At 44.3% G+C, this 21,944-nt stretch carries 20 protein-coding genes and 1 tRNA gene; 7 read left to right on the top strand and 14 right to left on the bottom strand.

Features of this window, described 5'->3' with window-relative positions; translation table 11 throughout:
* The first annotated feature begins 39 nt into the window (after window positions 1-39).
* Window positions 40-1,329, top strand: a complete 1,290-nt coding sequence (locus P2G54_RS02975) for an amidohydrolase (protein ID WP_275868025.1) — start codon at window positions 40-42, stop codon at window positions 1,327-1,329.
* Window positions 1,330-1,449: 120 nt separating this feature from the next.
* Window positions 1,450-2,733: an amidohydrolase gene (locus tag P2G54_RS02980; protein ID WP_275868027.1), complete on the top strand. Its 1,284-nt coding sequence runs from the start codon at window positions 1,450-1,452 to the stop codon at window positions 2,731-2,733.
* A gap of 93 nt (window positions 2,734-2,826) precedes the next feature.
* Here the strand turns inward: P2G54_RS02980 and P2G54_RS02985 are convergent, their stop codons facing one another.
* The 7 genes from P2G54_RS02985 to P2G54_RS03015 form a co-directional block, all read right to left on the bottom strand.
* Complete coding sequence (locus tag P2G54_RS02985; RefSeq protein ID WP_275868029.1) at window positions 2,827-3,030, bottom strand: hypothetical protein; 204 nt, start codon at window positions 3,028-3,030, stop codon at window positions 2,827-2,829.
* 10 nt (window positions 3,031-3,040) lie between these two features.
* On the bottom strand, window positions 3,041-4,579 hold the full coding sequence (gltX, locus tag P2G54_RS02990) for a glutamate--tRNA ligase (protein WP_275868031.1): 1,539 nt from the start codon (window positions 4,577-4,579) through the stop codon (window positions 3,041-3,043).
* 166 nt (window positions 4,580-4,745) lie between these two features.
* On the bottom strand, window positions 4,746-5,030 hold the full coding sequence (locus tag P2G54_RS02995) for a hypothetical protein (protein WP_275868033.1): 285 nt from the start codon (window positions 5,028-5,030) through the stop codon (window positions 4,746-4,748).
* 84 nt (window positions 5,031-5,114) lie between these two features.
* The gene (gene rplS, locus P2G54_RS03000; RefSeq protein WP_275868035.1) at window positions 5,115-5,480 is read right to left on the bottom strand and encodes a 50S ribosomal protein L19; all 366 of its coding nucleotides are present in this window, start codon (window positions 5,478-5,480) and stop codon (window positions 5,115-5,117) included.
* Window positions 5,481-5,530: 50 nt separating this feature from the next.
* Window positions 5,531-6,247 carry a tRNA (guanosine(37)-N1)-methyltransferase TrmD gene (gene trmD / locus P2G54_RS03005; protein WP_275868037.1) on the bottom strand — a complete coding sequence of 239 codons (717 nt, stop codon included), beginning with the start codon at window positions 6,245-6,247 and terminating at the stop codon, window positions 5,531-5,533.
* Between the two features lie 3 nt (window positions 6,248-6,250).
* On the bottom strand, window positions 6,251-6,781 hold the full coding sequence (gene rimM, locus P2G54_RS03010) for a ribosome maturation factor RimM (protein WP_275868039.1): 531 nt from the start codon (window positions 6,779-6,781) through the stop codon (window positions 6,251-6,253).
* A gap of 14 nt (window positions 6,782-6,795) precedes the next feature.
* The gene (locus P2G54_RS03015) at window positions 6,796-7,353 is read right to left on the bottom strand and encodes a 30S ribosomal protein S16 (protein ID WP_275868041.1); all 558 of its coding nucleotides are present in this window, start codon (window positions 7,351-7,353) and stop codon (window positions 6,796-6,798) included.
* Between the two features lie 194 nt (window positions 7,354-7,547).
* Between P2G54_RS03015 and P2G54_RS03020 the strand changes: the two genes are divergently transcribed.
* The 3 genes from P2G54_RS03020 to P2G54_RS03030 all read left to right on the top strand — a co-directional run bounded on the left by P2G54_RS03020 (window position 7,548) and on the right by P2G54_RS03030 (window position 10,548).
* Window positions 7,548-7,619, top strand: a tRNA-Arg gene (locus P2G54_RS03020).
* A gap of 214 nt (window positions 7,620-7,833) precedes the next feature.
* Window positions 7,834-9,204 carry a S8 family serine peptidase gene (locus P2G54_RS03025; RefSeq protein ID WP_275868043.1) on the top strand — a complete coding sequence of 457 codons (1,371 nt, stop codon included), beginning with the start codon at window positions 7,834-7,836 and terminating at the stop codon, window positions 9,202-9,204.
* Between the two features lie 117 nt (window positions 9,205-9,321).
* Window positions 9,322-10,548, top strand: coding sequence for a S8 family serine peptidase (locus tag P2G54_RS03030; protein ID WP_275868045.1), 1,227 nt, complete (start codon window positions 9,322-9,324; stop codon window positions 10,546-10,548).
* Here the strand turns inward: P2G54_RS03030 and P2G54_RS03035 are convergent.
* Complete coding sequence (locus tag P2G54_RS03035; protein ID WP_275868047.1) at window positions 10,523-12,733, bottom strand: adenylate/guanylate cyclase domain-containing protein; 2,211 nt, start codon at window positions 12,731-12,733, stop codon at window positions 10,523-10,525. The two genes, P2G54_RS03030 and P2G54_RS03035, sit on opposite strands and share 26 nt — an antisense overlap.
* Window positions 12,734-13,828: 1,095 nt before the next feature.
* Between P2G54_RS03035 and P2G54_RS03040 the strand changes: the two genes are divergently transcribed.
* Window positions 13,829-14,056 carry a hypothetical protein gene (locus P2G54_RS03040; protein WP_275868049.1) on the top strand — a complete coding sequence of 76 codons (228 nt, stop codon included), beginning with the start codon at window positions 13,829-13,831 and terminating at the stop codon, window positions 14,054-14,056.
* 228 nt (window positions 14,057-14,284) lie between these two features.
* Here the strand turns inward: P2G54_RS03040 and P2G54_RS03045 are convergent, their stop codons facing one another.
* Genes P2G54_RS03045 through P2G54_RS03065 form a run of 5 tightly spaced genes read right to left on the bottom strand, consistent with a single transcriptional unit; the run spans window position 14,285 to window position 18,614 of the window.
* On the bottom strand, window positions 14,285-15,157 hold the full coding sequence (locus tag P2G54_RS03045; protein ID WP_275868051.1) for an SMP-30/gluconolactonase/LRE family protein: 873 nt from the start codon (window positions 15,155-15,157) through the stop codon (window positions 14,285-14,287).
* Window positions 15,158-15,184: 27 nt separating this feature from the next.
* Entirely contained in the window at window positions 15,185-16,069 is an 885-nt protein-coding gene (locus tag P2G54_RS03050) for a sugar phosphate isomerase/epimerase family protein (protein ID WP_275868053.1), read from the bottom strand.
* A 6-nt stretch (window positions 16,070-16,075) separates the two neighbouring features.
* Window positions 16,076-16,867 (bottom strand): SDR family oxidoreductase, encoded by a 792-nt coding sequence (locus P2G54_RS03055; protein WP_275868055.1) that lies wholly within the window; start codon window positions 16,865-16,867, stop codon window positions 16,076-16,078.
* Between the two features lies 1 nt (window position 16,868).
* A complete protein-coding gene (locus P2G54_RS03060) occupies window positions 16,869-17,903 on the bottom strand; it encodes a zinc-binding dehydrogenase (RefSeq protein WP_275868057.1) in 1,035 nt (344 codons plus the stop codon).
* Between the two features lie 3 nt (window positions 17,904-17,906).
* On the bottom strand, window positions 17,907-18,614 hold the full coding sequence (locus P2G54_RS03065) for an orotidine 5'-phosphate decarboxylase / HUMPS family protein (RefSeq protein ID WP_275868059.1): 708 nt from the start codon (window positions 18,612-18,614) through the stop codon (window positions 17,907-17,909).
* A 257-nt stretch (window positions 18,615-18,871) separates the two neighbouring features.
* Here P2G54_RS03065 and P2G54_RS03070 point away from each other — a divergent pair, with 257 nt between their 5' ends.
* The gene (locus P2G54_RS03070; protein WP_275868061.1) at window positions 18,872-20,800 is read left to right on the top strand and encodes a beta-L-arabinofuranosidase domain-containing protein; all 1,929 of its coding nucleotides are present in this window, start codon (window positions 18,872-18,874) and stop codon (window positions 20,798-20,800) included.
* 72 nt (window positions 20,801-20,872) lie between these two features.
* Here P2G54_RS03070 and P2G54_RS03075 read toward each other — a convergent pair whose 3' ends face one another.
* Window positions 20,873-21,943, bottom strand: a complete 1,071-nt coding sequence (locus P2G54_RS03075; RefSeq protein ID WP_275868064.1) for a membrane dipeptidase — start codon at window positions 21,941-21,943, stop codon at window positions 20,873-20,875.
* Between the last annotated feature and the right edge of the window lies 1 nt (window position 21,944).

The following is a 21,944-nucleotide window of genomic DNA, read 5'->3' on the forward strand; positions in this document are numbered from 1 at the left end:
TGTAGAAATTGTGAAATCGAACATCAACCTTATTTAACTATGAAAAAACTCATTCTTCCCTTATTTCTTCTAAGTGGAATGGCTTTTGGGCAAACGAAACTCCGTCCCGCCATCGATAAGAAAGCCGCCGAAATCGAATCCAAGGTCATCGAGTGGAGAAGGGATATTCACCAAAATCCGGAATTGGGTAACCATGAATTCAGAACCGCTAAGAAAATTGCCGACCACCTTCGGTCTTTGGGAATTGAAGTGACTGAAAATGTAGCCGTGACTGGAGTGGTAGGTTACCTCAAGGGAGGGAAGCCAGGTCCTACTGTAGCCCTTCGGGCTGACATGGATGCGCTTCCGGTTACAGAGCGTGGAGACTTGCCTTTCAAATCCACCGTAACAACTACCTATAATGGACAGGAAACCGGGGTGATGCATGCCTGTGGTCATGATAGCCACGTAGCTATTTTAATGGGTGTAGCAGAAATTTTAGCCAGCATGAAAGACCAATTGGCCGGAACTGTGAAATTTATTTTCCAGCCAGCGGAAGAAGCTGTTAATGAGCCGGGAGTCACTACTTGGGGAGCCAAGCAAATGGTGGAGGAGGGAGTGATGGAAGATGTGGATGCCATCTTTGGTTTGCATATTTCAGCACAAACTGAAGTTGGGAAAATCGGTTACAGACCAGGACCTGCACAGGCTGCAGTGGACAATTTGGAAATCATTGTCCATGGAACACAGGCACATGGAGCTTCTCCTTGGTCAGGTGTGGATCCAATTGTGACGGCCTCTCAGATCGTGACCGGTTTGCAGACTATTCTTTCCCGAAGTGTGAATGTCACCCAAAACCCTGCAGTGGTTACGATAGGAGCTATTCATGGAGGAATCCGTCAGAACATCATTCCTGAAAAAGTGGAAATGATAGGAACTATCCGGACTTTTGGGGATGAGCAGCAGGCATTGATTCACAGAAGAATCACCGAAATCGCTACCAATATTGCAGAAAGTGCTGGCGCCACAGCAGAAGTAAATATCCAGAAGCTGTACCCATCAACTGTGAATGATCTTGAACTGACAGCCAAAATGGTGGCTACTCTGGAAGCAGCTGCTGGAAAAGAAAATGTCCGTGTCAATCCTCCTGTGACAGGTGCTGAAGATTTCAGTTTCTATCAGCGGGAAAAACCAGGTTTGTTCATTGGCTTGGGAGGTATGAAAAAGGGAGGTGATCCTACCAAGACACCTTCTCACCACACCCCGGATTTCTACCTGGACGAAAGCGGCTTCATCCTTGGCTTGAGAGTAATGAGCTACTTTGTGGTGGATTATATGGGAATGAAATAAATCGAATTTGGAATTTGAAAAGGCCCGGTTCTCACTTTAGACCGGGTTTTATTTTGGCTTTTTCTAAGCCGACCCAGCTTTGATTTTTGCTATCTTAGCAAGAATGCTAAAATATCACCTATGAAAAAGTTTCTTATACCCCTGTTGTTGCTTTCAGGCACTGCATTTTCACAGACCAAACTCCGTCCCCAAATTGATAAACAAGCTGATGCTATTGAGTCACAGGTGATCGAATGGAGAAGGGATTTTCACAAATATCCTGAGCTTGGGAATCAAGAGTTCAGAACTGCAAAAATCATTGCGGATCATCTGCGTTCTCTGGGAATGGAGGTAACTGAAAATGTAGCGGTTACTGGAGTTGTCGGTGTTTTAAAAGGAGGGAAGCCAGGGCCTATGGTTGCTTTGAGAGCTGATATGGACGCCTTACCGGTTACCGAACGAAATGATCTTCCTTTTAAGTCGGTGAATACTGCCACCTACAATGGACAGGAAACCGGAGTAATGCATGCCTGTGGACATGATTCCCATGTGGCCATCCTGATGGGAGCTGCCCAAGTCCTGGCGAGTATGAAAGATCAACTCCAGGGATCTGTAAAATTTATTTTTCAGCCTGCTGAAGAGGGTGTTTACGATGGAAGTACTGCCGGTGCCGAATTGATGGTGCAGGAAGGAGTCATGGATGACGTGGATGCCGTATTCGGTCTACATATCTGGTCTCAGATTGAGGCGGGGAAAATCGGTTATAGATCAGGTCCGTTTATGGCTGCGGTGGATAATTTGGCAATAACTGTTCACGGTACCCAAGCTCACGGAGCTTCTCCTTGGTCTGGGGTGGATCCAATTGTTACCTCTGCCCAAATTGTCAACGGTCTGCAGACCATACTTTCGCGTTCTGTCAACGTGACTGAAAATCCGGCTGTGGTTACTGTAGGTGCAATTCATGGAGGAATCCGTCAGAACATCATTCCTGAAAAGGTGGAGATGATTGGAACCATTCGAACTTTCGGTGCTGAGCAGCAAGCTTTGGTTCACAGAAGGATTACAGAAATCGTCACCAATATTGCAGAAAGTGCAGGCGCCAAAGCCGATGTGAGTATAGGAAAGCTTTATCCTTCTACTGACAATGATCCTGAACTGACTGCTAAAATGTTGCCTTCTCTTCAGTCTGCTGCTGGTGAAGGAAATGTAATTGCCATGCCTCCTGTGACCGGGGCGGAAGATTTTAGCTTTTTCCAGAGAGAGAAGCCTGGAGTTTTTATTTTCCTTGGGGGAATGAAAAAAGGTGGGGATCCATTGACCACGCCTTCCCACCACACTCCTGATTTTTATTTGGATGAAAGTGGGTTTAAGTTGGGAGTTAAAGCCCTTAGCTATTTTGTGGTAGACTACATGGGGATGAAATAATTCACTTCCTAAATGAATTGATCCCAATTCCTTTAAATACGACAAAAGCCCCGATATGGGGCTTTTGTCGTATTTACTCTATCCAATGGAATATTACTCAGACTTTCCTTCCTCTAGATCCAGATCATCCCGGTCTTTGAGCTTTTTGTCCTCTACATTTTTGTTCAAAAACTCGTTGATCTTATCAATTGGGAAGGTGGAGGAAATTTCTCCAAAGGAGTCAATTTCCATTTTAAAACCTTTTAGTTCCTCGTGAACTTTCGGGTCCTCGCTTTTCTTTTTTTTCTTCTTGGTCATGGTTGATTCCTTATCCTACCACAGTTAGCGTGGCCAAAGCGTATCGAATACGCTTGGCGACTTCAGTTACACCTAAGATAGCAAATATTTCCATCAAATCCGGACCTGCGCCTGCTCCAGTTACTGCAAGACGGACCGCCTGCATGACTTTTCCTAATTTGATTCCTTCTGCTTCTGCCGAGCTTTCAAGCATGGTTTTGGCAGTGGACGCATCGAAGTTTCCAGAGTATCCCTCCAGGGAAGTGGCATAATTTAATAAGACTTTCACTGCCTCCTCGTTCCATTTTTTGGAAGCTACCTGCTCGTCAAAGGAAGCAGGAGCAATAGCAATGAACTTGTTGTCATTCCACATATCGGCGGGGAAGGTGCATCGTTCTTTGGTCAAAGAAGCAATAGCTTCTGCCTTTGCCTGATCCAAGGCAATTCCATCTGCTTTGGCATCTTCTATTATGAAAGCGGCAAGAGCCGCATTTGATTCGGTACGGAGGTATTGCTCATTGAACCATTTCGCCTTGGCGATATCAAATCGGGTTCCGGATTTACCGATTCGGTCTATGGAAAATGCTTCGACCAGTTCTTCCTTAGAGAAAATTTCCCGGTCGTCACCTGGGTTCCAGCCCAAAAATGCTAAGAAATTCAGGAAGGCGTCTGGCAAATAGCCTTGCTCTCTAAAACCAGCAGCGGTTTCACCGGTTTCTTTGTTTTTCCAGTTGATTGGGAATACGGGGAAGCCAAGCTTATCTCCATCCCGCTTGGAAAGTTTTCCGTTTCCATCCGGCTTCAAAAGCAAAGGAAGGTGTGCGAACTCAGGCATGGTGTCTTCCCATCCAAAGAATCTGTAGAGTAAAACATGAAGAGGGGCTGAAGGCAACCATTCTTCCCCACGGATCACATGGGTGATTCCCATCAAATGATCATCTACGATATTTGCCAAATGATAAGTCGGCATTCCATCTGACTTCATCAGGACTTTGTCGTCCAGGGTGGAAGAATGAACCATAACCCAACCTCTGATTAGGTCATTGAGACGGACTTCCTCTTTTCGAGGCACTTTTACACGGATCACATACGGCTCACCGGATTCCAGACGCGCCTTTACTTCCTCCTCAGGAAGGGTAAGGGAGTTTTTCATCTGTGTCCGGGTAATGCTGTTGTATTGAGGAGTGACTACTCGGGCAGCAGTCAAGCGCTCCCGCATGGCTTCCAGTTCCTCGGCGGTGTCAAATGCATAGTAGGCATGCCCCTTTTCAATCAAATCAAGAGCATATTGCATGTAATCGGCTTTTCGCTCAGACTGTCGGTAAGGCCCAACTGAACCTGGATTCCAAGGGCTTTCGTCTGGAGTGATTCCCAGCCAGTCCAGGGATTCCTTGATGTATTCCTCAGCTCCTGGGACAAAACGGGTTTGATCGGTATCCTCAATTCTCAACAGGAATTTCCCTCCGTTTTTCTTGGCAAAAAGGTAGTTGTAAAGGGCGGTTCTTACGCCTCCGATATGCAAAGGTCCCGTTGGGGACGGGGCAAATCGAACTCGAACTTCTTTGTTCATGGGTGTAGTTTTCTCAGCTAAATTCCCGAAAATCCGGGTTTGGTTTGTGAAAATCAGGTTGCAAAGATAGGGAATTGTAGAGGAAAGGGAGAACAATAGACAGAAGAAGAGTTATCCTCCCTGAGAAAAATAAAACCTATTGATACACCTCTTTAAAATTATTCTTTCAAATTTTTCGCTCCAACCAAGCCAAAATCCCAAACCAGAACAAAAACTTAATCGCCAATCCCAGAAACAGATAAATAACCCATGATTCCGGTGAGATACTGGGAAAAAATTGCTCCAAATCTGAGTCGATCTCAATAGCCCAATCCGAAAAAAAGCCCTCACTCCCCAGATAGGCCATATATCCCGATCCTACGGCCAAAATAACTAACAGGACTTGAGCTATTCTGAGAAAGGTTTTGCCGAGGATGGCACCGGGGTCTGTGTAGGAAATTGTGGAATTCATAGTGGTAGAGTTTGCTACAATTTACCAAAAACCAAAAAAGGAACCCTTTTGAGGTTCCTTTTTTATGTTGACAGGAATGAAATCTTAGTGTCTCACCTGGATTTTTTCCTTGATACGTGCAGCCTTACCCTGACGTCCTCTCAAGTAGAACAGACGGGCTCTTCTTACTTTACCTTGTCTCAACAGTTCGATTTTTTCGATTGATGGGCTAAGGATAGGGAAGATACGCTCCACGCCGATACCGTTGGAGATTTTTCTCACGGTAAAGGTTTCACCATTGGAGTTAGGGTTTTTACGCTGGATCACAGTTCCCTGGAACTGCTGGATACGCTCCTTATTACCTTCTTTGATTCGTACGTGTACGTTAATGGTATCACCAGCTTTGAAAGAAGGGAATTTGGCTCTTGCCTCGCTGTATTCCGCTTCTACAATTTTCATTAGTTCGCTCATAGCTTCTATGTTTTATGCTTTCGCTGTTAGCCAACACGTGGCTTATTCAATTACTTTTTGTTCGATTTCAAATCGCGCTCTCCCAGTCCTGATTTGGCCAATAGGTCTGGCCTTCTCTCCCGGGTTCGGCGAACCGACGCCTCAAATCTCCATTCGTTTATCTTGGCTTCATGACCTGAGAGCAATACATCCGGAACTTTCATTCCTTCAAACTCCGCCGGTCTGGTATAGACAGGGGGTGCCAGCAGGTCATCTTGAAAGGAATCCGTCAATGCAGAGGATTCATCATTGAGTACTCCGGGTATCAGTCGGATCACCGCATCTGCAACCACGGCTGCTGCCAATTCTCCTCCTGATAGCACAAAATCACCAATGCTGATTTCCTTGGTTATGAACCGTTCTCTTACCCTTTCATCAACTCCTTTGTAATGACCGCATAGGATCAGGAGGTTTTTTTGAAGGGAAAGAGCATTGGCCATAGGCTGATCGAAAGTTGTACCGTCGGGAGTCATATAGATGATTTCATCGTATGATCTTTCCTTTTGTAGTGTTTCGATGCATTTGGCGATGGGTTCGATCATCATGACCATCCCGGCACCGCCTCCAAAGGCATAATCATCTACCTGCTTTTGCTTGCCAGTGGCATAGTCCCGCAGGTTGTGTACACGGATAGTGGCCAGTCCTTTTTCTTCCGCCCTTTTGAGGATGGAATGGGAAAAAGGTCCTTCCAAAAGTCCCGGTACAACACTGATAATGTCAATGTGCATGACTCAGTCTTCCAGATAAATGTCAAGTAAACCTTCGGGTAACTGGCAGAAAACTTTTTTTGCTGCCTTATCCACCTTTTGGATGATTCCGTCCTGAATAGGGATCAGAACTTCCTTTCCTTGGTGTTTTACTCCGAGGAGATCCTGTGTTTCGAGATCATAAATAACCTCAACAGGTCCGATCAGTCCTTTGGTCTCATCATAGACCTCAAACCCGATCAACTCGTGGTAATAGTATTGATCTTCTTCCAGTTCTGGAAGCTCTGAAAGAGGGAGGTATATTTCCGACCCAACCAGAGGTTCGACCTTTTCGATCGAATCAAGTTCTTCGAATTTGGCAAGGGCCCTATTTCCGGGTTGGAGCTCAAAGTGCTCCAAGAAGAAAGGAACCAATCTGCCTTTTTGTTCGAGGAAGAGGTGCTCTAGATGTTCGTAATCCTCTGGATATTCCACATCTAACACCACGTTTACTTCACCACGAAGTCCATGAACTTTGGCGATCCGCCCAATTTGAAAGCATTGATCCTTGTTCATGGGGATTTACTCTATTAAGCTTGTGCTTCGTCGCCTTCTGCGGAAGCCTCTGGAGCTGCCTCTTCACTAGCTTCTTCAGCTGGAGCTTCGGCTGCAGCAGCTGCTGCTTTAGCCTCTTCTTCTCTTGCTTTGATAGCGTCAAGACGAGCCTGGTTCTTAGCGGCTTCAGCTTCCAAAGCTTTCTGACGAGCAACTTCTTTAGCCTTACCGATAGATTCTACTTTTCCTGCGATCTTCGCATCCTTCTCGGCCAACCATGCTTCGAATTTTGCATCTGCTTGTTCTTGAGAGATCGCGCCTTTGATCACACCAATTTGAAGGTGTTTTTTCAGCATGACACCTCTGTAAGAAAGCATAGCTTTCACGGTATCAGTTGGCTGAGCTCCGTTCAACAACCAAGTAAGAGCGCGCTCATTGTTGATGTTGATAGAAGCGGGGTTTGTGTTCGGATTGTAAGTTCCGATTTTTTCGATGAAGCGTCCATCTCGTGGAGCTCTTGCATCAGCTACAACCACGTCGTAGATAGGCATTTTCTTTCTACCTCTTCGTGCTAATCTGATTTTAACTGCCATAATTTGTAATATTTGGTTAGTGGATGGAACCCGTCCATCCTAATTTTGGAGTGCAAAGATATGGTAAATACTTGGAATGCCATAAGTTGGCTCAAGAATATTTGTCGATTAGAGGCCTTTTATTTTATCTTGCGTTCTAGTTGTGGGATTGGAATTCTTCCTTTTGCTAAGAAGTGATCAGACAAAGCTCATTTGGCCCCGTAGTTCAACGGATAGAACAAGCGTTTCCTAAACGTTAGATCCAAGTTCGATTCTTGGCGGGGCTACTTTTTGATTTTATAATAAACAGGGTTTAAGGACACCTGTTTTTTTGTCCTCCACCAAACTAAGGTCAGTAATTATTGAAAAACTGGATTTTTAAAGGGGGGATGCTTTCTTGAGATTGAGAAGAACAATTGTTGGATTATTCGATGTTTTTTTGAATGATTTTTATAAATTGAGTCTAATTGCTTGATTTTTAAATATTTAAATTTTCAACTTATGAAATATTTTAATCTTCCTTTTTTACTTGTCTTTCTTTTTGTCAAATGCTCTTGTAGCCCAGATGGAAAGCCGGTTGATGAACCAATTTCAGCCTTAGAGGAGCTGGAAATTATTTTTAAGGATACAGTTCAATTCAGATCCTTGAAACAACTTCGGGACTGTGAGGATTTTCAGTCGGGAAATTGTAAAGGCGTAATTCAACAATTAAAGGCCAAAGTGTCAAATGAGCTTAAGCATGAGTTTTCCCTGGATATAGATAAAGACCAGCTCCTGATCAAAATGTATTCAGGCCAAGTCTCTGTATTGGTTACGGATTTGAATGCAAGCCAAAAGAAAGGTATTGTCGAAAAAATCGATCAAAAGCCCAATAAGTTTGGAGCGCAAAACTCAATCGATATTCAAGGTAGGAGACCCATGATGCAGGCTGCCTTTATTGAGCAGGGGAGAAGGCCCATGATGCAGGAGCAACTCCGCTATGATTCGAGCAGTAGTACAAGCAAATACATCCAACTGATCCGTTCCAATGAATCATCTTTCCCAAACAAGAATACAAAAGTTTGGATCATCGATACAGGAGTTGATACCAAACATCCCGATATCAATTCTGTAGTAGATTCTTTGAGTATTTCCTTTGCCAAAAATGCATCCGATCCCTTCGTGGATGAATCGGGTCACGGAACCTTCATCGCTGGTATAATCGGAGCCAATAGCTCCGGCACTTCAGGTGGAGGTTACCATATGAATGGGGTTTATCCCGGGGCAAATCTGGTTTCGGTGAAAGTGTTTGATAAGCAATTAAACACGACCGACAAGCGGGTAGAACTGGCCTTGGAGCATGTTTTGTTTAATGGTTCGCCCGGGGATATTGTTAATTTGAGTTTGGGAAAACCGGGAACTGGACAGGACTTATGTTCTTCAGGAAAAATCAGTCAAGCCATAGAGGATTTGGTCGATGCAGGCATTTATGTGGTCATGTCGGCTGGGAATGATGCTGAACCCTCAGAAGGGAATTTTCCAGGTTGCATTAACTATTCCAATGGCAACGGTGCCCAAACCTTTACTGTAGGTTCTGTTGAAGGGGGACTCTCCGGACAGCCCTATCTCTACTCCTTCTTTTCTAATTTTGATAACAGCCTGACAAACCGAATCATTGATTTTGTAGAGCCTGGAGAATACATTTTTACCACCGCTCCAATGGTCGGGGGCTCTGATGCCATGTATACTTTAGTTTCCGGTACTTCTTTCTCTGCGGCAATTTTCTCTGGAATTTTATACCATGACACTCAAGTTGGGATTCTCGATTCTCTTCAGCGCGGAGCAGTTCCGGGGAATCCCGACCCGTATTATTTCATTGGGAAAGTTCATTGAGGTTAAGGCTTAAAAAAAGGGAATTTCTCCTTGATACTTTGGAATACTGCTTTTCGTAAGCAAAAATTAAAATAATTGAATTTTAGTTAGTTATAACACAACTTGACACTTACGACTATGAAAAAACTGCTTTTTTTCCTGTTCCTGATTGTTTTTTCATCAGAGGGATTTAGCCAAAACCAAAACTTTGTTGTTGTCTTTAAAGATAGTTTTGAACAGCCTGTTCGAATAAATCAAAGAAGAAATTCCAATAGGGAAACCCAAGCGAGCCAGAATGAAATCAGCCGAAATCAAAAATTAGATAGGGTTGATGATTTTTTAGGACAAAAAAATGTAGCTACCGGAAGGGCTAAGAAATTTGTAGATGGAGCAGTGGGTTTTGTTGCTGCATTGAGTCCGGCAGAAGTTCAGAAAATAAAGAGTGACCCTGCTGTAGATCGGGTTGTGGAGGATTTTACCATGCAGGGGAGACCCAGAATGCAGGGCACCAGGCCTCGGATGCAGGGGGAGAGCTTAGGTGATTTATTGTATAACGAACAAACCAAATCCAGTTGTGCCATCCCGCTTATGGGAGGGGCTCAGGAGTCAGGTTTACAGTCTTCTATCTGGGTAGTCGATACAGGTGTAGATGCAGGGCATCGGGATCTGAACGTCAGTAGAAACCGAAATTTTGCCACTTCTTTCGTTGATAACGAACCCAACCCTTTTGATGACGGAGCCGGACATGGAACCCATTGTGCAGGATTGGCTGCAGGAACCGGTGCTGGAGATCCCGGGATTACTGGTATGTCACCGGGCGCTGAAATTATCTCTTTAAAAATTTTGGATCGCAATGGAATGGGAAATTGGTCCAGTTTGGTACTGGCCTTAGATCATATAGAGAAATATGGAGTTGCCGGTGATGTTGTGATGATGAGTCTGGGAGCTTCCGTGGGTTTGAATTGTTCCAATTTTGAACCTTTCCTTAATGAAATGATAGTGGATTTGGGTTCGAAAGGAATTTTTATAGTGATGTCTGCTGGAAATGATAGTGCTGCAGCAAATGAAAATCTTCCAGGATGTATCAATGGACCCAATGTATTTACTGTTGGGGCGATGTCCTTTTCTTGCGAAGCCTTGGGAGTCTGTAGCAGCTTGTCAAATCTGGGAAATCCTCCAATTGATTGGTTTGCTCCGGGCGATAACTTGATTTCTACTTTCCCGGGTAATCAGTATCAAGTCATGTCAGGAACCTCGATGGCAGCCGCTTTGGTTGCAGGAGTGATTCACTCCAAAGGCGGTACCCCTAGAGCAATCCAACAAGTAAGCTGTGGTGGACTTACCTATTCCGTTGCAGGTCGCTAGATTGAAGCGTTTGATTTGCCTGGATTCGTTCCTTTTGGATCATTTCCAAAATAGATAAGACCTTGGGTTCTTTCAGGTAGTTTTTAAAGATGGGGTTGTTAATGATGTAAAAATCATCCCTTAAACCTTTTGCCTCTGCGATAAATAGGTAATTGATGGCTTGTAAGCGATCCCCTTTAATGGCTTCCAATTGGGCAAGATCAAGATACAAATTGAAATCATCCCCGAAATGCTCCATCGCAAGCATTCGGACGGAATTAGCTTGTTCCCAAAGTTCTTCTGCTTTTTGTCTGTCATTTTCTTCTTTGAAAATATAGGCAAGCAGAATGGGGGAGGTGAAATATTCATCCTGTTCAAATTCAGGGGTTTTTTCAATGCTTTTTGTTAAAAATTCTTTTGTCCGATCCCAATCCCCAGAAAAGAATGCGATGGTTCCAGCAGTAGAATACTCCAAGGCAGTTGTGTCTTTATCTCCAGTAAACAGGGAGTCAATGAAGTTTAAAGCACGGTTTTGATTGCCATTTTCAATTTCTATAAAGGCTTTTTGTTCGATAGTTATTGGATCTTTTTGAAGAGAAGATGAACGATCGAGCCAATCGTTTGCTAAATCAAATTGATCCAATACCCGATAAATCCATCCAGAGATTTGATAGGGGAGAAAATTGGTAGGATTAAGAGCGACGGATTTTTTTTGAAGTTTCAGTGCTTCGGTCAAATTTCCGGCGACGAAATAAACGGTAGCGAGGTTGCCGATGGCAGAGCTTAAGTTTGGATTTGACGCTAATGCTTTTTCAAATGAGATTTTAGCGTATTCATTTTGCCCTCTGTAATAATAGACATTGCCTTGAGACTTGAATCCTTCTGCCAAATAAGGGTCGATTGCTAATGCTTTGCTACTCATTTCCAAGCTGGAATCCTGCCATTGATCCCCTTCTCCATAGTAGCTCAATTGGGCATAACAATCCGCTAGGCTTGCATAGGCCAAGGCATAATTAGGGTCCTCTTTTAATGCAGCTTTGAAGTATTCAATTGCCTCCAATACGGATTGTTTATCGTAGCGGGAATATAATTCCCTTCCCTTCAAATGGAGTTCATAAGCTTCAAAACTGCTTGTTTGTGTTTTAGAGAGCAAACTTCGCTCTTCCGAACTTAGGCTGCTGTTCAGTACCCGGGCGATTTCAGTGGCAATATCGGCTTGAACTTTGAAAATATCCGTGGCTTCCCGGTTGTAGGTCTCGGCCCAAAGATTTCGACTTTCCTCTGGGTCGATGAGTTGCACATTGATTTGGATTCTGTCTCCGATCCACTGTACGTTACCTTTCAGGATGGTACTCACATCCAGTATTTTGGCGATGGAGTCAAGTGGGAAGTCCGTGTTTTTGAAGCCTTGTACTGCTTCTTCACTGATGACTTTGATGCTTCCAATTTTTGAAACCTGGCTAATTACATCTTCGGTTAATCCTTCTGAGAAAAACTCTTGATCCGGATTTTCAGAACTGTTTGCAAAGGGTAAAATGGCAACCGATTTTTCCTTTTCCCAGATTGGATTATTCCAAAAAACAGAGTAGATCAGGTATACCAGAATGAAGGCCGTAGCTCCTAAAACTGCCCAGAATTTCCAAGGATTTTTCTCCTGATATTGGATGTTCTTAATGATTTCCGTTCGCTTGGGAATAGCCAGAGGCGCATTGGTGACTGCAAATAATTCAACCGGATGATCTACATTTTTAAGGCGAAAAGGTCCCAGTCGGCTGGTATGGAACTCAGAGTTAGGGGGTATTTGATCTTTTACCTGCTCGGATATTAGTAAGCAGTTTGGTACGCCTATTCCTTGAATTCTGGAGGCAAGGTTTACCGCGTCCCCAAAGACATCCCCCTTGTCGAATATGATGTCTCCTATATGAAGTCCAATTCGGATGGACATATCCGGGATGAGGCTTTGCTGACGCTGAATTTCCAAACTCGCAGCAAGGGCTTCAGGGACCGTTTCGAAGACCGCTAAAATCCCATCTCCCAGTTCTTTGATGATTTTGCCCCGAAAATTGGATAAAACTTCCTGGTGGATTTGTAAGTTTTGGCGCATCAGCGCAAATGCCTTATCCTCATCCTTGCCCATCAGGCGGGTGTAGCCGACTATGTCTGAAAAAAATACAACGGATTGCTTTCTGCTATAATCTAGACTCATTTTATAGGCTATGGATGGAGCAATGATCTTTTAAAGATATGGGCTTTTGGGTTTTTCAAAAATCAGCCTTTCCTCGATTGTGGGCATGATGATATCACATAGAATAATCCAATTTAACTTAATTTTATTACAATGAAATGAAAGTGGAAGTAAATTTCATTGGAATGGCCAAGCTCTTTTCAGTATTTTCCAAGAACATTCGTAAAGGTCAATTTACTTCGACCGTGTTGATAACGAGTTATTTTAGGAATTTCTTCATAATCCACCTCGGAACTGATAGAAAGCCTCCACGGTGGGAAACCCTTTCACTTCGATCCGATTGAAGATTTCCTGTCTGATTTCTCTCTTTTTTTTAAGCTAGGGTTTCCGGAGCGTTTTTCCTTTTGATCAAATAGCAAGTCGTTTTATTAAGTGGGTGGCCATCCTGTATAAGAATGTAAATTCCTGTGTTTGATTCCGAAGAATAATACCTAATCAAAAAGACCGGGAGTTTAATTGAAAATGCCTTCTTACTTCAATTTATTTGAACGGCTATTGAAACGCTTTTCAAGTAGATTGATGAACAAGAAAGGTGTCTCCTGTTTTTAAAAGGCAGAAGTCGGAATTAAAAATGCCCCATTTCTGGGGCATTTGTCTCAAAAAAAAATCCTAAAAATCTCCTCTTACCTCACCAAAGAATAAGAGAAGTTGCTAAATGCATCGCTATGTTATGGCTTTGCAAGAGAGTTGTGGAAATGTTTTTTGAATTTTGAGTATCAATGATTTGATACATAATTTATTCTATCACATAAATTACATGAGGGTAAGATATTCAAGGTATTGTATCTGTATAAAAATCAGGTAAGTACTTTCGATTTTCACTTTTCAAATTAAAAATTGAATTGTCGATTTTTTCGGGCTGAAAAATAGCATTACTGCCCAAAATTTAAGGTTAAATGACTCCGGGTTTAGGCCCATAATGAGGGAAGTATTCCCTTTGATTTAAGTATTTGATACGAGAAAATCATGATACGTTTTTCGCTGCCCTCATGAATGGCTCAAATTTCAGCGAGTTAATGGTTATTTTAAATTATTTGAGTTTTATTCTTTTCCGGCATGAAAAATTTTGTGGTTAAGGTCATTGCAGTTCTGCTGATGATGCTTGGGTACGCAGGGTCATTTTCTGATAAAGGGAGTTCTGGTATTGGATTCAATAGGTTTGATCCTGAAGGCACCCTTTTTCTTTTTTTTGAGGCATTCCCTTGGTGGATGAACGTAACTTTCATTTTAATAGGAATGCTGGTTTTCCACGGCAATGGTGAAAGTGTGAGAAGATGGAGATAGACAGCGCCTCCAATTTTTTTGACCTTTCTTCCCCGTTTGATAAAATAGTAGCCAATTTGAATTATTATTTTAAATAGACGGGCTTCTGGTTCCTAGTATTGAATAAAAACCTTGAATGATTGGTTGAGGAGCAAATAGAATCTGTTTAAAAGAAGATGTAATTGTATATCAGTTCCTACGTTTGAGTCAAACTGGGTATAGTTTTGATTGATTTTTTAAACAGTGAGATTAAAAGGTCACTAGATTTGGCAAATACCCCTTCGAATTAGTCTGAATCAAAAAAACATCCCCACTTTCAGGGTACTTTTCAAGCTCGTTTTCGTTAAGGTTTTCTTGTGCAGTGGTGATCAACAACATATCCAGATTTTCTCCGCCAAAGCAACAGGAGGTTACATGGGGAACGGGTAATTTTACCTGTTCCAATAATTCACCTGTTTTTGGGTTCCAACGGTAAACTCCAAAGCCTCCATAATGTGCCACCCAGAGCATGCCTTCTCGGTCTATGCACATTCCATCTGGAGTCCTTAGTTCCTTGGGTACCTCAATGGCTATCCGCCGAAAATTGATTTCACCGCTTTCAGGATTAAAATCAAATTCCTGGATTTGATGAGTAGGGCTGTCAATAAAATAAAAGGTGCGGTTGTCTTCTGCCCAAGCCATTCCATTGGAAATGGTCAGGTCGCTAAGTTTCTTCTTTGGGATTAAATCCTTACCAATTGAATACATGGAACCAGCACCTTTAGTGAACAGTCTGCTTAAGGTTCCAATCCATATCCGCCCTCTAGAATCTACTTTTCCATCATTAAATCGGTTCAGCTCAAGTTCTGACTCAACTTCGCATAGCCATTCCAACTTTTCGGTTTCAGGACAGAAGCGGGCAATTTTCCGATCTAGACCTAAAATCAACAATCCATTTTGGTCACCCAAAACCACGGTCAGTCTATGTGGAAAATCCCAGGTTTTGGTTGTGGAATTGGATAAGTTATGCTCGAATAATTTTCCGTTTTCAATATCCACCCAGAAAAAACTTTGCCGGCCGGAATGCCAATAGGGGCCTTCGCCTAGAAAACATTGAGCAGGAAATAAGGAAGTAGCTGTCATGGGTGATTTTTAGTTTTTATAAGAAAATCAATGCCAGTATTGGGAAATTTTTTTCTTTAAAAAAGCAACACTCCGCTCCAATTGGTCCATGCCGTCCACACCATCCTCGATACTGATCCAAGAATCAAAGCCCACACGTTTGAGTTCGGAGAAAATAGCATCGTAGTCGTTCATTCCCTTTCCGATTTCTCCATGGCTCAGCCGCTTGGCATAGCCCAGCGCACCGCCTTCTTCTTTTCTGAGATCTTCCAATGTTCCGTATTTCAAATACCGATCACTGGCATGCATGGTCACTACACGCTCAGAGATGTCATACAAGAGGTCCAAGGGATCTTCACCTGCCAGATAGGTATTGCTCGGGTCATAGTTGACTCCGAAGTTAGGGTGATGGATGCTGTTGACCAACTTGGTGAAAATGGCTCGCTTTTGGGCAAATTCCGGATATTCCCAAAAGTCATCTTTGTAGTGGTTTTCAATGATTAGGGTGATGCCGAGTGATTGGGCGTAAGGGAGGCAGGCTTCAATGCTTTCTTTGGCCAATTGGATTCCCTCCTCCACAGATAGTTCGGGGCGATATTGCCCGGAAAGCACTCTACAATATTTTCCTCCCAAAACATCGGTCATTTCTATCCATCGTTTTTGCTTTTCGATTTCTTTTTCACGGAAGGCTTTGTCACGGTGTGTGAAGTCGGGAGAGCAACACATCATGGGAATCACCATGCCTTCATCTTCGACCATACGGCGGAATTCGGGCCAGTTTTTCTCGTTTTCCATTTCCAAAAAACCCGCATACCATTCCAGACCATCGATGTTCAAAGGTGCGGCAAGTTTGACCCAGTCCGCAATTTTCATACTTCCATCCTTACAGAGAGCCTGCATAAAGGCTTTTGGAAAAGCAGCTAGTTTGGGCATAATGGCTTATTTAATGGTGCTGGTGTCTTTAGGGGCATTTCTGCCGATCATGGGGTATTGTTCGAGGTCTACTACTTGACCGCTGATAGGTCCGCTTTCATCAGAAAGCCAATACACAGCGGCAGCGGCGATTTCCTCCGGCCAAAGTATTCGTCCTGCCGGGGCATACATTTCAGGAAGGCTTTCAAACCAGGTTTCTGACAATCCATGCTCTTTTTTTCTCTCTCTTTCCCGCTCGGTCAAAACCCATCCCGGGTTGATTTGGTTGACGCGGACCCCATGTTCCCTGATCAGGACATCTCCCAGATTTCGGGTGAGGGTCATCAGTCCCCCTTTGGAAATGCTATAGGCTAAAAGGTTGGGTTCTCCGCTCCAGGCATTGACCGAACCTATATTTAAGATAGTCCCCCGATTTTTGCTGAGTTCGGGCAAAGCTGCTTGGATCAGTAAAAAGGGTGAAATGGTATTGACATCGAGTACTTTTTGAAGAAATTTTCGGTCAGTGTTTTCAATGTTTGAAGTGACCACCCAAGCGGCGTTATTGACCACGGCATCTAACTTTCCCCAGGAGTCTATGGCAAGTTGAACCAATCGTTGGACACAGCCTTCATTGGAAATATCTTCCTGATGAAAAACCGCCTGTTGAATACCAATCTCCTCGAGAACTTCATTTCCCAAATCCTCTTCCAAACCGTGAAGGACGATTTTGGCGCCTTCAGCAGCACAGCGCTTGGCAATCGCCTTGCCGATTCCCGTGGTACTGCCAGTGACGATTATGACTTTGTCTTTTAGTCTCATGTTAAACTGGCTTTAAAACTGATTTTACCACTTGCCCGGAATGCATTTTTTCAAAAGCCTCATGCCATTCTGTGATGGGCCAAACCCCACCGATGATGGGTTTGACATTCAGTGCTCCACTGGCCAGGAGAGCAATTACTCTTTCCCAAATTGGCCAGTTGTGGCTGAAACTCCCCTGAAGTCTCACATTTTTCTGGACTATGGGGTCTAGGGAGAAGTTGCAGGGCTGTGGACCCCAGCCAACTTTGGTGATTTGCCCATTTGGTCGAACCAATTTCATGGCTATTTGCAAAGTGGCGCTCACACCTGCTGCATCGATGATGAGATCTGCACCCAAACCATCCCGTTTTTTTGCCCAGGCTTCTGCATCTCCAATGATGACTTCACATCCGTAGAGTTTGGCTTTTTCCAGTCTTCCCCGGTCGGATTCCAGTCCCAAAACAGCCACTTCTGCTCCGCAAAGTCTTGCCACAGCGGCACAAAGAATGCCGATAGTGCCCGGACCTATGACCACTACCCGGTCTCCGGGTTGGATTCTGGAATTTCCCACCACCGCATTGTAGGCTACACAACAGGGCTCGGTCAAGCATGCCTCTTCAAAAGACAAATTGTCCGGGACGGCATGAAGGCAGCGGGCGGGCACCCGCACAAAGCGAGTCATGGCTCCATTAACTCCATATCCAAAGCCTTTTCGGGTAGGGTCCAGGTTGTAAAGCCCGGTTTTGCTCATGGGATTTTCGGTATCAATGACGGCAGCAGTTTCAGAAACTACCCGGTCACCCACTTTCCATCCCGATACTCTTGTTCCCAAGGCAGCGATTTTTCCCCCAAACTCATGACCCAAAACCACGGGATAATTCACTGGCCAGCTATGGTCGGAAGTCCACTGGTGCAGGTCACTGCCACAGACCCCAACATTTTCTACTTCGAGAAGAATATCGTCTTCACCGATTTCCGGAATGGGAATTTCCCTGATTTCCACGGAATGTTTTTGTTCAGAGTAGTTGACTACTGCTGCTGATTTGGTACTGGACATAGCTTAGAGTTTGGATGGGGAAATAGTTTCTTGAGCATGGATGGCTTCACAGATCATCCGGAGGGACCCTTCCAGATCTCCGTCGGCTGTTTTGAAGGAATCGGCATCAATCGTAAGAGGGGCTCCTAATACCACCAAAGGGGCTCCGTATTGGGGACATTGAATGGCTTGTTCAAGGGAAAGACCCCCTACGGCCTGCACCGGGACATTAACTGCCTTTACCACTTCCCTGAGTTGATCCAAAGGACTGGGCATTCTGTGCCCAGCCGCTGCAATTCCTCTTCGTTCATCGTATCCAATATGATGGATGACGTAGTCACATCCCAAGTCTTCCAGAAATTTGGCTCCTTCGACCATATCCGGGCATACCATGTTGTCACCCATGACTTTTACACCGAAGTCTTTTCCTGCTTGGACTACGCATTTGATGGTTTCAGCATGTGCCCGGGCCATTACTACTACATGAGTTGCACCGGCTTTGGCCATCATTTCTGCTTCCAGATAGCCTCCATCCATGGTTTTGAGGTCTGCTACAATGGGGATGCCAGGGAAGGCTTCCCGTAATTTTCGGACTCCATGAAGTCCCTCTGCCAAAATCAGTGGGGTTCCGGCTTCCAGCCAGTCCACGCCGGCTCTCATGGCCAAAGCCGCTGTTTCCAGGGCTTCGTCGATGTTGGTCAGATCCAGGGAGATCTGCACAATAGGTTTCATAGTGTTTGGGTTAAGGTTAATAGACTTGAAAAAGTCAGTACCTTAAATATATGTTTTTTTCTACATGCATCTTTCGTGCTCTTTCATGGACGGTAGGATGTGCCAAATTTGAATCCATACGGAAATTTCCGTAATCTGTACCTTCTTGTTAAAAACACATTCTGTCATGAAATCGAGCACGACGGAAGTGTAACACAATGGAATACTACTATTCATACAAGATTCCATGTGACCATTTAAAAGAAAATTTTGAAAACATGAAAAAACAATTTTTGATCGGCCTGTTGGGATTCCTTACGGCATGTGGAATGAAAGATCAAAATGAGGTCAATAAGCTGGAAGCGGTCAGTTTTTCCCAGGTGACTATCACTGATGAGTTTTGGAAGAGTAAAATGGAGAAAATAGCCGAAATCACCATTCCCGTGATGATCTATCAGACAGAAGTGGCTACGGGAAGAATTCGGAATTTTGAAAAAGCGGGCCGGAGACAAAACGAGGCTCATGAGGGGATTTACTATGACGACAGTGATGTGTACAAGGCCTTGGAAGCAATTGCTTATTCTCTAAAAACCTATCCGGATGCAACCCTAGAAGCCAAGGCTGATGAATGGATTGATAAGATCGCTTCCGCACAAGAGGAAGATGGATACATTAACACCTATTATTCTCTAATGGGCTTGGAAAATCGCTGGCAGGATATGGAAAAACATGAGGCTTATTGTGCCGGCCATTTGATAGAGGCGGGGGTAGCTTATTATCAGACTACGGGAAAGAGAAAATTGCTGGACGTGGGAAGGAGAATGGCAGATCACATGGATGTGGCCCTACGACAGGCTGGGAAACCCTGGGTAGTTGGACATGAAGAAGTGGAGTTGGCTTTGGTGAAATTGTATAAAGTTACCGGGGAGGAAAAGTATCTTGAATTGGCGGATTGGTTTTTGGATCAGAGAGGTAGGGGGAATGGAAAAGGAACGATCTGGGACAACCCCAAATGGGGAGCAAAATACGCTCAGGATGATGTTCCTGTAAAAGAGCAAAAAGAAATTACCGGGCATGCAGTACGGGCCATGTACCTCTACACTGGAGCGGCAGATGTGGCAGTGGCCAGACAGGATTCGGGCTATACCCAGGCCATGAAGACAGTTTGGGAGGACGTAGTTTTTCGAAATATGTATGTGACGGGTGGGATAGGCTCCTCTGGTACAAACGAGGGATTTTCTTTTGATTTTGATCTGCCTAATGAAAATGCATACAGTGAAACCTGTGCCTCAGTAGGAATGGTGTTTTGGAATCAGCGCATGAATGCACTGGAGGCAAATGCACAATATGTGGACGTGTTGGAACGTAGTCTTTACAATGCGGCTTTGGATGGATTAAGCCTGAAAGGGGACCAGTTTTTCTATGGGAATCCTTTGGCCTCTGAAGGACAGCACAGTCGAAGGGAATGGTTTGGTACGGCTTGTTGCCCATCTAACATTTCCAGACTGGTGGCGTCGGTAGGGGATTATATCTATGCTAGAAATGAAACCGGGGTTTGGGTCAATTTATTCATCGCTAACCAGACCGAATTTGATTTTGGAGGCAAGAAAGTACCAATGGAACTGAAGGCCAATTATCCTTGGGAGGGCGAGGTGACCATAGCAGTAGATCCAAAAGAGTCAACCCGTTTTCAGCTTTATTTAAGAGTCCCTGGTTGGGCAAAAGGAGAAGCAGTTCCGGGAGGATTGTACCGTTTTGGCAAAGATCCAAGTCCGGTAATTTTGTTGATAAATGGGGAGAAAGTTGACCTGGTTGAAGAAAACGGATATCTCCTAATTGACCGGGAGTGGAAGAAAGGGGATTTGATTACCTACCAGTTGCCGATGGAAGTTTTTGAAGTCTATTCCCGTCCGGAAGTGGTGGCTGACCGTGGAAAGGTTGCTTTGCAGAGGGGACCTATTGTGTACTGCGTGGAGGGGGCAGATAATGGAGGAAAAGTATTAGATGCGCTAATTCCGGAAGAGGTAGACTACAATGTGAAAGACTACGCAGTTCTGGATGAAAAGGTAAAAGCTCTCGAATTTCAGGTTGGTAATAGTACTGGAGAAGGCAGTCGTTCTCTAACTGCTATCCCCTATTATACCTGGGCTAATAGAGGGAAAAATGAAATGCAGGTGTGGATAAATAAAGCCGCCTCAAACAACTAAATACCAAAAAGAAAACAGCCCGGGTTCTTTCCTGTTTTTGGAAAAGGCCTGGGCTGTGTTTTTGAAAGGAATTTACTTCCAGTTTTTTCGGAGAAAAGTCAGCCAGTTGCCATGCATTACTTTTTGGACGTCACTTTCCGAATACCCTCTTAGTCGGAGGAGATCCGGGATTTTCTGCAAATCGACAATGGTCTCCAAATCATGGGGACATTGTTCCTTTCCAAAAGCTCCGTCAAGGTCCGAACCTATTCCAATATGATCCGCATTTCCCGCAATTTGGCAGATATGATCCAGATGATCCAAAACTGTTGAAATAGTGACATCTCGTTCCTTTGGGGTGCTTTTCCCCCGGATCCAACCTGGGCTGAGCATCCATGCATCAAAAGCTCCTCCTATCACCGCGCCTCGTTCGATCAATGCTTTGATCATCTCATCCGAAAACTGTCTGTTGTGATCCACCAAGGCCCGGCAGTTGTTATGGCTGGCCCAGACCGGTCCCTGATAAATTTCCAAGGCATTCCAAAAAGCCAGATCACAGAGATGGGTTGCGTCCAGGATGATTCCCAGCTCATCCATTTTTCGGACCAATGCTTTGCCTTCTTCATTCAAAGGTGCGGAGGCATCCGTCCCGTGAGCATATCTCCCCGGACCATAATGAGCAGGTCCCAATGCTCTCAATCCGGACTCATAGGCTTTTTCCAGGTAATCCAAATTAACAATGGAATCGGCCCCTTCCAGAGATAGGATAAAACCAACCGGTTTTTCTGAAGTATCACCTCCCGAGTTCCAAAGGGCAAGATGCTCTTCAAGCTGGCTTAGATTTCTGATTTGAGCCATTTCTCCTTTCTCGACCATAGCCATATACCAGGCTAACTGACCCTGAGTTTGAGCCCAAGCCTGCTCCGGTGAGTGCCAGCCGGGCAGGGAATTGTCAGGAGCTACATAGCGGGCTATCTGTGTAGCCACAACCAGACCTATATTCCCTTTTCGGAGTTCAGGAAGGGAAACCACCGCCTTTTCCCGGTCAGGTTTATCTGTGAGTCCTTTTTCCCTAGTATTAATTTCGGATACAGGGCGAGTGAGGTCTCTGTTCCATTCCAGGGCATTCATACTCAGGTCAAGATGGGCATCTATTGTAAACATG

This window comes from Algoriphagus sp. CAU 1675 (assembly GCF_029222925.1).
Taxonomy (GTDB): Bacteria; Bacteroidota; Bacteroidia; order Cytophagales; family Cyclobacteriaceae; genus Algoriphagus.